General features: G+C 37.5%; 10 protein-coding genes. 8 read left to right on the top strand and 2 right to left on the bottom strand.

What is annotated here, in order from left to right:
- The first annotated feature begins 357 nt into the window (after positions 1-357).
- From BMY85_RS16070 to BMY85_RS15650, 8 genes are all read left to right on the top strand, one after another.
- A complete protein-coding gene (locus BMY85_RS16070) occupies positions 358-3,390 on the top strand; it encodes a glycosyl hydrolase 53 family protein (protein ID WP_278280405.1) in 3,033 nt (1,010 codons plus the stop codon).
- A gap of 180 nt (positions 3,391-3,570) precedes the next feature.
- Positions 3,571-4,212 (top strand): hypothetical protein, encoded by a 642-nt coding sequence (locus BMY85_RS09780; protein ID WP_092478094.1) that lies wholly within the window; start codon positions 3,571-3,573, stop codon positions 4,210-4,212.
- Between the two features lie 364 nt (positions 4,213-4,576).
- Complete coding sequence (locus BMY85_RS09775) at positions 4,577-6,010, top strand: glycoside hydrolase family 26 protein (RefSeq protein WP_092478093.1); 1,434 nt, start codon at positions 4,577-4,579, stop codon at positions 6,008-6,010.
- Between the two features lie 75 nt (positions 6,011-6,085).
- Entirely contained in the window at positions 6,086-8,857 is a 2,772-nt protein-coding gene (locus BMY85_RS09770; RefSeq protein WP_092478092.1) for a glycoside hydrolase family 9 protein, read from the top strand.
- A gap of 187 nt (positions 8,858-9,044) precedes the next feature.
- On the top strand, positions 9,045-9,926 hold the full coding sequence (locus tag BMY85_RS09765; protein ID WP_177180736.1) for a helix-turn-helix domain-containing protein: 882 nt from the start codon (positions 9,045-9,047) through the stop codon (positions 9,924-9,926).
- 134 nt (positions 9,927-10,060) lie between these two features.
- Positions 10,061-10,600: a flavodoxin domain-containing protein gene (locus BMY85_RS09760; RefSeq protein WP_177180735.1), complete on the top strand. Its 540-nt coding sequence runs from the start codon at positions 10,061-10,063 to the stop codon at positions 10,598-10,600.
- 110 nt (positions 10,601-10,710) lie between these two features.
- A complete protein-coding gene (locus tag BMY85_RS09755) occupies positions 10,711-11,976 on the top strand; it encodes a hypothetical protein (RefSeq protein ID WP_092478089.1) in 1,266 nt (421 codons plus the stop codon).
- Between the two features lie 272 nt (positions 11,977-12,248).
- Entirely contained in the window at positions 12,249-12,767 is a 519-nt protein-coding gene (locus tag BMY85_RS15650) for a hypothetical protein (RefSeq protein WP_177180734.1), read from the top strand.
- A 127-nt stretch (positions 12,768-12,894) separates the two neighbouring features.
- On the opposite strand, the gene BMY85_RS09745 is transcribed toward BMY85_RS15650, so the two are convergent.
- Together BMY85_RS09745 and BMY85_RS09740 are read right to left on the bottom strand one after the other, a co-directional pair.
- Positions 12,895-14,013, bottom strand: coding sequence for a GerAB/ArcD/ProY family transporter (locus tag BMY85_RS09745; RefSeq protein WP_092478087.1), 1,119 nt, complete (start codon positions 14,011-14,013; stop codon positions 12,895-12,897).
- Between the two features lie 33 nt (positions 14,014-14,046).
- Entirely contained in the window at positions 14,047-15,174 is a 1,128-nt protein-coding gene (locus tag BMY85_RS09740) for a Ger(x)C family spore germination protein (RefSeq protein ID WP_092478086.1), read from the bottom strand.
- Positions 15,175-15,176 lie beyond the last annotated feature (2 nt).

Here is a 15,176-nt window from a genome sequence, read left to right as displayed (position 1 = left end):
TTCCACGTAACGCTTTTGTTCTTTCCAATTCTAGGTGTGGTTATGTTTATGGTAATCCCACTGATTGTTATGATATCCGTGGCATTTGCCAGTTATGACCAGAATATCTGCCACCGACCTCTTTATTTACATGGGTTGGCATAAGGAAGTTTAAGTCCTTATTTGCCAATTCCCTAATAACTTTTAAGGAAATTTCTTTGAGAAATTGGGAATTGTCAATTTACTTTTTTATTTGACAGGAAAGTTCTCTGCGAGTCCTTCCCTATCAAATAAAAAGTGCCCTTACATTCCAGTTGCGAGAGTCTGAGGAACTCAGACTTTGTTCGTATGATTTTGCTTATGGAAAGGTGGAAAAATATGATTCATAAGACATTTAAGCGGATAACAGGTGTAGCTTGTGCACTGATATTAGGCACAGTTACACCTATTTCGCATGTAGGGGTAATCAAACCCCATGCAGCAGACTCAAGTTATTTGGCCAATGGCAGTTTTGAAAAAAGTATATGGGAGGACAATGCATGGTCTCTTTCTTGCGACTGGAATTATGTAAGCGAAAGCCGGCAGATGCAGGATGACTATTTAACCATACCAGATGGACAATACATGCAAAAGTTCTGGATTAATCAGAATGCCCGATCAACGCAATATGTCTGTCTGACACAGAAAGTCAATTATTTGCCAGCAGGTACGTATCTGTTAAGTGGTAAAACAATGGGAGATCCCAAAATTGAAACCAATTTCTATACTCAGGATGCCAAAGGAGAGACTGTGGCAACAGGTGGCTGGAATAAATGGAGTAAATTTACTATGGAATTTACTTTAACAGAAGCCAGATCCAATTATGAGATTGGAATCTGCCTTGCAGGTGGCGCATCTACTACGGTTGCAGTTGATCAGGTTTCTTTAGTGAAAATCCAGGAGGCAGTCCCAGTGACATCAGATATAAATGTAACCAAAGTAACAGGAATGAATTCGGACTTTATCAAAGGGGTGGATATTTCTTCGTATATAAGTGAAATTGACAGTGGGGTTATTTTTAAAGGATGGAATGGAGAAAAGCTGTCACAGCAAGGTTTTTTTGATCTGCTAAAAGAGGCAGGAGTGAATTATGCCAGAATCCGTGTATGGAACAATCCTTATAATGCCAATGGTGCTGGTTATGGTGGAGGAAATAATGATGTAAAGAAAGCAGTTACCCTTGGAAAACTGGCAACCAATGCAGGAATGAAGGTGCTCATAGACTTCCATTACAGTGACTTCTGGGCAGATCCAGGAAAACAGTCCGCTCCAAAGGCATGGAGGAATTATTCGGTATCCCAGAAAGCCAATGCCATTACGGACTGGACTACAGAAACGTTGCGTACCCTAATAAATTCCGGGGTAAATGTAGCTATGGTTCAGGTTGGAAATGAAACGAACAATGGCATGTGTGGGGAAACAGCCATTGACAATAAATGCAGACTGTATAGTGCAGGATGCAAAGCAGTCCGTTCCGTAGCAAAATCATTGAATAAAAATATTTGGATAGCCATACATTACACCAATCCAGAGACGTCAGGAAGATATACATCTTATGCAGCTTATTTGAAGCAATATAACGTGGATTATGATGTATTTGCTACTTCTTATTATCCATTCTGGCATGGAACACTAAACAACTTAACCAATGTACTTTCTTCTGTTGCCAATACATACCACAAAAAAGTTATGGTTGCGGAAGTGTCCTATGCTTATACTTTAGAAGATGGTGATGGCCATGAAAATACTGTGACGAAAAAAGACGTTTCTTCTTTAAGTTATCCTGCAACGGTACAAGGACAGGCAAATGTAGTTCGAGATGTCATGCAGGCAGTAGCTGATGTTGGAACAGCTGGACTTGGAGTGTTTTACTGGGAACCAGCATGGATTCCTGTTGGGGTATATCAGAAAAATGCATCCAATGCAGCTAGCGTATTAGCATCTAATAAACAGAAATGGCAGACTTATGGTTCAGGCTGGGCTTCAAGCTATGCAGGAGAATATGAAAGTGATGCAGCAAGCTGGTACGGAGGTTCTTCTTGGGATAATCAGGCCATGTTCGACTTTACAGGAAAACCACTAGCTTCTTTAAATGTATTCCGTCTTGCTGGTTCTGGAGCAGTTGCACCAAAACTTGTTGACAGCATTGAAGATGAATTAACAGTAACTGGGGAATTGGGCAAAAACATTACATTGCCACAGTCTATACGGGTTGCTTATAATAATGGAACTGCGGAATATAAGACTGTCGCATGGAATAGTCAGGAATTACAGTCAGCAATAGCAAAAGGTCTTGGGAACTATATTATTCATGGAACTGCATCTGCCAATGGAACTGCTTACAGTATTATTTGTAACCTTTCCATTATAAGACCAAACCTGCTGGCAAACCCAGGTTTTGAAAGTGGCAGCAGCAATTGGAGTATCAGTGGAAATGGTGTATCAGTGCAGAAAGAAGCCTCTAATGTACGAAACGGAGAAGCCTGCCTTAAATTCTGGGATGATAAAAACATGACATTCCAAGCAACACAGACTGTAAGAGGTTTAACATCAGGTTATTATGAATTTAGTGGATATCTGCAAGGTGGAGATGCAGGCAATAACTCTAGATTTGTATTATTTGCAGATAGCAATGGACAACATTATGAAGAAGCATCAAAAGTGTCAAGCTGGCAGGAGTGGGAAAATCCTTGTGTAAAGAGAATCTATGTTGGAAAGGATGGAACAGTAACTGTTGGAGTATCGGTTTTGGCTGTGGCAAATGCCTGGGGATCATTTGATGATTTCTATTTGTGCAAGGTGGGAGATGTGGCAGTTTCAGCTCCGTCTCCATCTCCGATAGCAAGTAAAACACCAGCCGTTAGTCCGACACCAGTGGTAAGTAATGCACCGTCTCCAAGTCCAGCACCGATAGCCAGCAAAGCACCAGCTATAAGTCCAAGTCCAGCTGTATCTAAAGCACCAAGTGTTTCAGGGGCAGCACCGAAGGTAACGGTGACAAGTAACTTACAGGGGAATACGGTTCTTCAGAATTATTCCGTTACAGGAAACGGCAAGGGAAGCATAGATTTATCTAAGATAAAAATTCGTTTTCATTACACAAAAAACGATAGCAAAAAACTTCTTGTAGCTTGTGACAGTGCAGGAGCCCAGTTATCTAAGGCACCTTGGTATCAGGATTTGACATCTTGTGTATCAGGAAGCTGTGCTAGTGACTATGTGGAAATTGGCTGTAATAAAGAGTTAGATTTAGCAAATGGTACTGCACAGATGACAATTCGCATTTATCAGGAGGACTGGTCAGGCTTTTCAGGGTTTGCTGCAGGAAAGACAGAAGTGTATTATGACGGAGAGTTAGTTGAAGTGATTTAAGAAGCGGGTACATCAAAATAGAATATTATGAATAGAAAATGGCATCCAATTATTCTGTAGAGATTAAGTGGATGCCGTTTCTTTATACAGAAAATTGTTTTACCATGCCAATGCATATCTCATCCCATCAAAATCCAATAATAACAATATATATATCCATGCAATGAAAAGAGGTAGCATATGTTACGTAAAAAAATATTTGAAGGTCTCGCCCATTGTACCTTAGAGCCAGTATTAGGCACAGAACAGTGGTATTCCTGTATAGAAAGTCCTCTTACATTTTACCAGGCTAGTGAAATGTTTAGGAATGAAGGCGAGTATCAAGGCACAATGTGTTCCTTGCTACATTTTCCAGATGGAAAAAAACATTGCCCACTTACTATAGAGAAAAACCGTTATATTGCTCCACCTGTTTATGATGAAGGAAAATTAGCTTTTCTGGCAGCTGATTTTGAAAGGAAAAAATTTCAGATACTTTATTATCAGCCAGAAAAACAGAAGCTGACACTTCTGGCAGAAGTAACATTGGATATACAACAGGAATATACGAATCTCTCATTAAAAACAAGGCCATTACTGCTAGGGTATAAACCTAAAGAAGATAGCTATAGAGTAATTTGGCCAGAGACGTGTGAGATTCCGATTGAAAAAAACGAAGTTTTTATGTTTCGTGATCTGGATAATCTGTATTTTCAAAAAGATGCAACATCCAAAGAGCCGTCTTGTGTTTTGATACGCGACTTGCATACTGGACAAATAAAAAATCGCATGACAGGAAAAATGTATCCAATGCCCGATGGAAGGTTCTGGGTGTTTTCATGAAAATAGAGAGAGGGGCTTAAAAGCACACAGGCGGGAAACAAAATTAATTATACCCGCCTGACGTGGCAGAGCCTAAGTCCTCTTTAAACAGCGAAAGCCCTGGAAAACGCAAACTTTATGCATTTTTACAAAATAAGTTTTGAGTAACATAATAACTTAATAGTATAATAGAAGTATAAGAAAGGAGGCGAGAGAATGAAATCTGTTAGCAGAGTATTTAAAGATAATGCAGAATACGTAAGGAATTTATGCATGTTGCGCACCTGAATTATATAGTCAACATTCTGTAACATGATAGTGTTTGCTTTGCATTTTATATGGTTTTATAATAAGACAAAGTAACGGATTAAAGGGAGGTAAATCTATGAAAAAGAGAGTAACAAAAATTTTAGCAACAGCAGTTCTTGCTATTGCAATGTGCGTCAGTACAGTATCTGCAAGCATTTCCATGAACGATAGCGGTTTGAAAATAGGTGCATGGCTTGGGGTGCAGGCCAATACATCTGAAATCAATACCTGGCAGTCGTTAGCGGATTATAAGTTGGATACCGTTATGGCATATATGGATTGGAGTACGAATTTCAATTCCATTAAAAATACTATTATGGATTCTATCTATAATAACGGTTCACAGGCTATTATCACATGGGAGCCATGGGGACTAAGCAATACCGCTATCAGCAGCGGCCAGAAAGACAGCTACATCAGACAGATGGCAAATGATATGAAAGCATATAATAAAGAAATCAATATTTCTTTAATGCATGAAGCAAACGGAAACTGGTATGACTGGGCAATCGGTGACAGTAAGGTAAATACAAATCAGACTTACATTGCAGCGTATCGTCATGTTGTTGATATTTTCCGTCAGCAGGGTGCAAAAAATGTTAAGTTTATCTGGAACGTAAATGCAGGCAACTGTGGTTCTGGAAGTACATATACAGGACACTATCCTGGCGATGCTTATGTAGATTATATCGCAATTGATGGTTATAACTGGGGAACAACACAGTCCTGGGGAAGTACATGGCAGTCATTTGATTCCATTTTCGCAGCTCCATACCAGGCATTGTGTGCAATCAGCAAACCAATTTTCATTACGGAATTCTCTAGTACAGAAATTGGTGGTAATAAAGCAGCATGGATTACGGAAACATTTAATACAATCCGTACAAAATATCCAAGAATCAAATTAGTATCCTGGTTCGGTGAAAATAAAGAAACTGACTGGAGAATCAATTCAAGTGCTTCTGCTTTGGCAGCATTTAAGGCGGCATTAAAAGCTGGTTCCACTGCTCCAAGTGTGGCACCTAGCATAAAACCTAGCGTAGCACCATCCGTAGCACCTAGCATAAAACCATCCGTAGCACCAAGTCCATCACCTGTTGTAAACCCAAGCAAAGCACCATCTGGAAATGTAGATGTAAAAGTAAATACAACAGCATCTGGTTCTGTAAATCAGGTTTACACTATTACATCCAATGGCAGTGCAGTTGATTTGTCTAAATTAACAATCCGTTATACATTCCAGAAAGCAGATGCAAAAAATATGAATGTATTCGTAGACAATGCAGCAGCACAGTTAAATGTGGCACCTTATTATACAAGTTTTAATTCAGACGTAAATACTGTCATTAAAAAAGATGCAGGCAATTATGTATTAGAATTAACATTTAAAAATGCATTTACTTTACAGCCAAATACGGGCAGTGTGCAGATTCAGGTCCGTATGGCAAATGATGACTGGTCCAGCATTGGAGCAGGATTTACAGAGAAAGACTTGACAGTGCTTTATTAATTGTGTGCAAGCAATAAGAAAAAAAAACAATAGAGCAAGCTTAACAAAAAATATTTTAAAAGGGAGAATGATACTATGAGAAAAAGAGGATTAGCAGTACTGGCTGCTTTAGCATTAGCAGCAGCTCCAGTAGCAGGGCCAGTTCAAGGTACAATTGCTGTAAAAGCAGCTCAGCAGCAACAGCAGCCAACAAACACAAACTTAATTACCAATGGCAATTTAAACAATGGATTAGCTGACTGGAACTATTTCACAGCAGAAGGCGGAAAAGGAACTATGAATGTCAGCAATGGAAAATTAGTTCTGAATGTACAGGATACAGGAACCGTGAATTATTCCATGCAGGCATATCATGAAGGATTCCAGATGTATAAAGGCGGTGTGTATGAATTATCTTTTGATATTTCTTCTTCCATCGCTAGAACAGTAGAGTACAGAATCCAGTTAAATGGTGGAGATTACCGTGGATATTATGACGGAAGTGTAAAAACAAACAGTTCTACACAAAGAGTAGATGTTAAGTTTACAATGAAAGAAGAAAATGACATTGTTCCAAGACTTTGCTTTAGTGTAGGGAACTGTGGTGCTTCTTTACCAGCACACCAGATTTATCTGGATAATGTAGAGTTAAAATTATTAGACGGAAGCAACATTAATTATTCATCCGATGAAAAGAAACAACAGGATATCAATCTTAACCAGATTGGTTATAAAACAACGGATACAAAAATCGCTGTATTACGTGGTTCTAACATGGGCAGCAGCTTCTCTGTAGTAAACACAGAAACAAACAAAACTGTTTACACAGGATCTCTTACTTCAAAAAGCAGTTCCATCGCTCGTGAATCCAATAAAATAGCAGATTTTTCAAAGGTAACAACACCAGGTACTTATAAGATTGTATCAAATGGATGTTCAGATTCTTTTGAATTTGCAATTAGCGATTCCGTATATGATGATGTATTTGAAGATTCCATGAGATTTTTCTATTTACAAAGATGTGAAGCAATTCCAAGTTCTCTTGGCGGTGCATTTGCACATCCAGCTTGCCATACAGCAAAAGCTCGTATCTTCGGAACCAATAATTACATTGATGTTTCTGGCGGATGGCATGATGCTGGTGACTATGGACGTTATGTAGTTGCTACATCCAAGGCAGTTTCTGATATTTTACTGGCTTATCAGGCTAATAAAGCTGCATTTTCTGATAACACCAATATTCCAGAGAGTGGCAATGGAACAGCGGATGTATTAGATGAATTAAAAGGACAATTTAAATGGATGCTTAAGATGCAGGATCAAGGAAGCGGTGGTGTATATCACAAAGTAACCTGTGCTGACTTCCCATCTTATGTAATGCCAGACAAAGAAACCAATGAATTAATCGTATGCCCAATTTCTACAACTGCAACTGGTGATTTCGCAGCTTGTATGGCATTAGCTTACGATACATATAAAAATACAGATGCATCATTTGCAAAAACATGTTTAGATGCAGCGAAAAAAGCATGGAATTATTTAAGCTCTCATGGTTCTCAAAGAGTAGTAAACCCAAGTGGCATCAACACAGGTGAATATGGTGATAACAATGACCGTGATGAAAGATACTATGCAGCAGCAGCACTATATTATGCAACTGGTGACAGCACATACCATAATGCATTTAAGAATTATGTAAATTCAGGTGTTGAAACAGAATATGGCTGGCAGTCAGTTGGCCAGTATGGGAATGTATTATACTTAAAAGCTGCAAATCAGGATTCTTCTATTAAATCCAAGATTGAAAGCAAGATTTTATCCGTAGCAAATGGATTATTAAGCAATGCACAGGGCGAGGCTTATGGAATTTCCACAGGAAATAATTTCATCTGGGGAAGTAACATGGTTACTCTAAACTATGCAAACTTAATGATGGATGCTTACAAGATTAGCGGAAAACAGGAATATAAGAACTCAGCAATTGAACATGTAAATTATATTCTTGGTAAGAACCCTATGGGAATGTCTTATGTAACAGGTTATGGTACCGTTTCTCCTAAGAACCCACATCACAGGCCATCTATGGCAGCAGGACAGGCCATCAAAGGTGCAATGGTAGGTGGACCAGATGCTGATATAGAAGATAGCATTGCAAAAGCATATGTACAGGGTGAAGCACCAGCAAAATGTTATGTAGACCATTCTGAATGCTATTCTACAAATGAAGTTGATATTTACTGGAACTCAGCATTCGTATTATCTTTAGCACAGATGGATCGTGTTGGCGGTAATGGAAGCACGCCAGTACAGCCAAGTGTGGCACCAAGTGTAGCACCATCAATTGCACCAAGTCCATCACCATCCGTAAAACCAAGTCCATCACCAAGTGTGAAACCATCGGTAGCACCAAGCGTGAAACCAAGTGTAGCGCCAAGCGTAGCACCTTCTAAAGCACCAGTATCTGCAAGTGGTATTAAAGTGACAGCATCTACTTCAGGAACAGGTTCTTTAAATCAGGTATATCAGATTAAAAATGAAGGTTCTAGTGCAATTGATTTATCAAAATTATCAATTGAATATCGTTTCACAAAGAATGATACAAAAGATATGAATTTATGGATTGATAACGCAGCAGCACAGTTAAATGTAGCTCCTTACTATAAGAGCATCTCATCTGGTGTAAAAGCAGCTGTTACGAAATCTGGAAACGAATATGTTGTAAGGATTAACTTTACAGAAGCATTCAGTTTTGCTCCAAATTCAGGTTCCATTGATATTCAGGCACGTATAACCAATACAGACTGGTCCAATGTATCTGGATTAAAGGAAAGCGGAATGCAAGTATTTTACAATGGAAGCTTAATCTGAAAAAGGTTTCCGCAGTAATATCTGAATAAGTGATGAAAAGGCATTTGTCGAAAGACAGGTGCTTTTTCTATGTTCTAGGAAATTACTGTTTTCTTCATTCGAAAAAAATGTTAGAATGGTAACACAAACGAAGAATTTAATCGAATTTACAAGATTAAAAAAACGAGAGAACAAGAGGTGGATAACTATGGATTTCAATCCAGTTGTTGTTGATGTTACCAATACAAAGTCAGAAACTTTGTTTTTGCCTCCTGGAAAACCATATCCAAAACGTATTACAAGATTTTATGAGGTGGAATTAATAACGGGTGGTGCTGGCAGCATGACCACAGCGGGCAAAAAATACTGTACTATGCGAGGAAATATCTTTTTAAGAAAACCTGGTGTTGAAACACAAGGAATTGCTGGCTATTTTGGATATGGAATTGCATTTGATCCAGTAAAAAGCCAGGAACGGGAAACTTGTTATAATACCACGATTCCTTACTGGGTTACGGATAGCAATACACAGATTGAGGATTATGGTTTTTTTGACGATTATCCAGATTACTATCTTACAAGGCAGATTGATGAATTTGAAGAATTGTTTGCAAGGGTAGTGGAACTGGCTCATGAAAGCAAAACGGAGAATCAGGAGACGATGAAAGAGCTGTTAAAAGAGATTTTTAAAAGAATAGATTCTGAAATTCAGAGCGGGGGAATTTTAAAGGTAAACAAAAGTGCATTAAGACACTATGATCTGATACTATCATGTAAAACTTACATAGACAATAATCTGGAAAAGCATTTTACCTTGGATGATTTAGCAGCACAATGTGGATTAAGTAAAAATTTTTTTAGTAAAACTTTTAAGGAGATTATGGGCATGACTCCTTTTGAATATATCATAGAAAACAGGATGCTGCTTGCACGGAAACTGATTTTAACGACTAATATAAGCATTGATCAGATTGTGAATTTATGCGGATTTGATGACAGGACTTATTTTTACAGAATGTTTAAAAAGCGTTTCCATGAGGCTCCGTCAGTGTACCGCAAAAATTTCATTGAATATACGATATCAGAGTAAAAAATTCCAATAGCAATTGCTAATCGCCGATACTTGCTGGAGACGATCCCATTTCTTGACGAAATATATAACTTCCTCTATACTAAGTTTATACAGGGTAGAAGAGTAGTCGTTAAGAAGAAAGGATGAAAAATATGGGTAAGGAAGTTGTACTGTTTCGTTCGAAGACTGGGTATACGCTACGATATGCACAATGGATTTCAAGAGCATTAGATTGTGAATTAAGGGAAATACAAAATGTAAAATTGAGTGATTTAGAATCTTATGATACGCTTATTATTGGGGGAAGTGTATATCTGGGAGCACTCAAAGGGATGGATTTCCTGCTGAAGAACTGGACATATCTGGTTCACAAAAAAATATACATATTAATGGTAGGTTTAGAAGAACCCGATACCAAGAGAGTGGAGAAGATCTGGAGAAGGCAGTTTACAAGCCAGCAGCGCAGGCAGCTAAGGTATTATTATGTCAAAGGTGGACTTAATTATGAAAGACTAGGAATATTTGATAAAGCTATTATTCTGTTATTTAAATTGCTAATGCAAACAACTAAAACAGGAAAAGGCAAGACACAAGGCTTTATTGGAAATTTACGCTGTCCTGTTGATTTTACAAATAGAGAGAGTATAGAACCTTTAATAAAGGATATAAAAAAAGGAAGAGAATGTATGTAAAAAATATTTCCAATCTTGTTAAAGTTATGATACAATTGCTATAAAATAATTATAAAGGAGGGACTTTCTTACGCGCAAGCATTAAAAATGCGTGTATGCAGGGAAACTAAATGAAGAAAATAACGGGCGTTTTGCTCATGGTTTTATGTATGGTTCTTTTAACTGCTTGTGGAGATGCAGCAGATATTAAAATGAATGCGGATGGTACAGGAAGCATGGCAATTACACTAATGATGGATCAGGCGGAGTATGACGTGTACATGGCAATGGGTGGTTCTGCTTATATTACTGCATTAGAAAAGGCTGGATTTACTAAGTCTGAAGAAACATATAAAGGAACTAAATATGTAGATTTTACAAAGTCTGTAGATTATACAGCACCTGAAGAACTTGCAAAACTTTTAACGGATGAAAAAGCATTTGGTAAAGCTTATTTTGGTTCTGCAGCTAGTGAGTATGGCTCTGCAATATTAGCTAAATGCACTGTAAAAAAAGATTCTTTTCAGGGGGTGCACGAAGGAACTTTAGGCAGAAATGATCTTGAGGATGAAGATTACGAAGACGAAGAAGAAGAATTCACACGTATTTCCATCACGTTTCCAGAAGAGATTAAATATGCAGATAAAGAAGCAAAATTAGAAAACGATAAGAAAACAGCAACATGGATGTTAGAAGACTGCTTAAATAGCAAGTTATTAGAAGTTTCTACAGTTGGAAAATCTTCTTTTCCAGCAGATAAGACAAAACCTGTAATCAAAGGTGTTAGAAATGGCGGATATTATAATGACTATGTTGAAGTAACACTTTTGGATAATGTTGGGATTCAGAAAGCAACTGTAAATGGAAAACCTATGGGTAACGAAGAAAGCTTCTACTACGGAGAAGGACAGAAAAACGTTACAGCATGGGATTTTGCAGGAAATTACACAAAAGCAGCATTCTGCATTGATTACACAGCACCAGCAGTGAAGGGGGTTTCCAATGGCAAATACTACAACACTACAAAAACAATTACATTTTCCGATAAGTATGGTGTAAAATCAGCTGCTTTAAATGGAAAAACGGTTAAGAGCGGTGTTAAAGCTGGACAATCAGGCAAATACAGATTAGCAGTAAAAGATAAAGCAAATAATGTAAGAACAGTAAGCTTTGTAATTGATAAAGTACTTCCTAAAGTTACAGGTGTAACAAATGGAAAGACTTACCGTTCCACAAAAACCATTAAGTTCTCCGATGCATCTGGTGTAAAATCAGCTGTTTTAAATGGAAATACAATTAGAAATGGTTACAAAGTTTCTAGACCAGGTAAATATTCTATAAGAGTAACAGACAAAGCAAATAATGTAAGAACAGTAAGATTTACAATTAAAAAGTAGTTGTAAAACCGTAGCAGGTAATGATTCTGCAAGTTCCTTATTCTTTTGGCAGTAAAATGTCGGGATAAGGAACTTTTTGATTGCTAAATTCTGCTAAGTCTCGTATGGTATTCATTGGATGAAAAGAAGGAAAAGGATAAAACCTAAATTGATTTTGATAGAAGGTTTACCTGCTATGTGGATTCCAGAACGAGAGTATTAGGGGGGAAACATTTGAGTCTTTCTGCATAGCATAGTATAAAGTGGATCGCTATGGAGAAATGGAGAGTCATATGGATCAATTAGACGGCAGAAGAAATAATGGGCGTGGTCAAGACAATGGACGTGGACCATCAAGACCACAGCCACCAAGACCAAGGCCACCAAGACCAGAACCACCAAGGCCACCAAGACCGGAACCACCAAGACCAAGGCCACCAAGGCCAGAACCACCAAGGCCACCAAGACCAGAACCACCAAGGCCACCAAGACCAATTCCATTACCAATTCCACAGCCAGTGGAAAATATAATGGCAGTAGATAACGCATTAATTATTGATGTGGATATTACACCACAGTTTTCTACAGTAACCATTGTTTATGAAGTGAGAAATTTTGTAAATCAAGCTAGCAGTCAGACCGTTCGACTGGTAATAACCGATGAGACTCAGATTGTCAGCCAGTTTGGACAAAGGATTGGAGTCTGGGGACTTCGAGAAGGAATGCTTATAAATGCAAGATTTTCTTCAAGATTTACAAGAAGCCTGCCACCTCAGGCAGAAGCTTTTTGGATAAGGATTATTCGTTTTTGAATAGTGTGAGATTATAAGGGAAAGGAACTGTAAAAATACAACAATTCCTTTCCTTATATTTTTCTATCTGAAAATAGATTTTGATAAAATGTTAAAATGATTAACAAAAGTGAAAGAATTCTTACTTTTATTCCGATCCAACTATGTTCCTCCTGCTAAGCTTAGGCTTCTTAAAGCAACAGATAATTCCCAGAATAACAGGAATAGCATACTGGAAAAGCAAACTGATGCGATCTATGTTTACACGATAATAATGCTCTAACGTATACTGTGGAACATCAAAAACGCAAGCTATGGTACAGGCAATCGTAAGGGTAATTACAGCGATTTCTTTATAATTGTCTATTCCGAAAGCTAAAGTAAAGCATTTCATTACAAGCAGCAGATAAAAGGTTATGGTGATAAAGTCAGAGATTACAGTAATTAAAGTAATAAGGGAATCAAAACGTTCTAAACTGCTTAAAAAGGTGATACATTTGATTGCTTGAAAAAAGGAGTAACTATACTGGCTAGTTAAGGTTGCACCTGCAATTCCGATTGTCAGGAATACGGTCAGATAGCTGATAAGAAAAAATACAAATATACTTTGGAATACTCTCTTTTTAACTGTACTGTACTGGTTTTCATGAGAAACTGGACGCAGGAAAAACAGAAGAAAGAACAGATTTCCTCCAATAGGAGCCAAAGTCCAAAGGGTCGGTACATTTAAACGTAATTGTTCCCTTGTAACAGGTGCTAAAAATTCTTTATTGATATTTGGCAATGTGAAGATGAGCAGCACAATAAGGAAAAAGATTAATAAACCGTACAATAATTCGGATACACGGAAGATGGTTTTTGTTCCTTTGAAAGCAGCATATAAAACCAAGAAAAACAAACCAAACAAAATGATATAGTTGCGGCTGTTATCCATAAGAGTTGCCTGTATCAAAAGGTTATAGAAACTTAGCTTAAAAATCAGCAGCAGAAATGTCCATATGCCATATAAGAAGAAAAGAAAGCGGGAAAGAACAGAACCAATCATAGAAGATAGTATTTCATAGAAGTTCTGGTCTGGGTAGACTCTCATAATCCGAAGAAGCACAGCTGCGTAAACAAGCAAAATAGCACCAAAATACAGAGTACTTATATAACCACTGTTCTGGGCATTTTGTGCTGCAATCTGCGGAACGTACGTAAATAGTGGCGTAATTGCCGTAAATATAAATAAAAATATAAATTGTCTGATAGAGATTTGATACTTCATTTCATTACAACCTTTCCATTCAATAAATAACCATTAAGATAAATTTGTTTTCTTCTGCTTATCTGTGTCAATTGTATAGGTCTTTGCAGTGGCAGATTGAACAGATAAGGAAATATCAAGATTTTCTATATACGTTTCCCAGTTTTTTTTAAGCTTTGTACTTTGGGTTTGCTTCTCCAATGTCGAGCCAATATTAAGTAAATCAAGGTGATACCTCTTAGAGATACGAATGATTTTGCTTAACTGTTCGATAAGGCGGTATTTCTCCAGATCATTCATTTTAGAGAGTGTATCGGGATTGAATATGTCGATAGCATCTGATGCCTCCTTGATTTGAGAGTCAGATTTTACTATTAATTTCAAAAATAGCGAATCATTCTTTAAAGATACATGAGGAGTGACGTTTATATTGGATAATTCTACATTTAAGTTTCTTGAAAGTTCAAGAGGGTAAGTGCGTAAATTGTTGCGGAAAAAATCCACTGCCAAAGAAGTATTGTAATCAAGAAAACCATATAGTTTCTGGTTCTTAAAGGTAGAATAACCTTCTAAATACATAGTATTATTGTCATACACCAGATAAGGAATCAAAAGATTATTATAGGAATGATCCATACTGTTTAAAACTTGTAACAAAGTATTATTAGGCTTTTTTAAGTTGTTGGTTTCTTTTTGGGATATGGCATTTAATGTTTCGGAAGGGGTAAAATCTTCTTCCATAGCATCTTTTAAAAGTTTATTCGTATTATCAGACTGTACAATGAAAATATTGGCATTGGTTTTCAGATCTGGCTCTCTAGAGATAAAGTCCAGGCAGTCAGGAAGCCCTTTTTTCGCAGTATTCTCACTGATTAGAAAATAGTCTGCATGGTCAAGGGAAATGTCTTTGGAATTTTTTCGTGACATATCCGTATAGGCAGTATAGACAGAATCACCAGTGCCTTCTATAGACTGAAGGCCATCGTTATTTTTGCTTCCTGCATTGTCATATAGAGCAGTAATGGTATAGGTATCATCTTGCTGGTCAATACATAATACTTCAACAAAATGAATATCATTCACTTCGGAACGGTTTATCTGAACGTAGCTAATATATAGGATAAGAGGAATGGCAATCCAAAGGAAAATGTGATAGGATGCCTTTCGTTTTCTAGGTTCCATAA

The sequence above is a fragment of the [Clostridium] polysaccharolyticum genome, from assembly GCF_900111595.1.
In the GTDB taxonomy this organism is placed as follows: domain Bacteria; phylum Bacillota; class Clostridia; order Lachnospirales; family Lachnospiraceae; genus Clostridium_AI; species Clostridium_AI polysaccharolyticum.
Note: the sequence above shows the minus strand (reverse complement) of the source record. Positions and strands in the feature narration are given on the sequence as shown.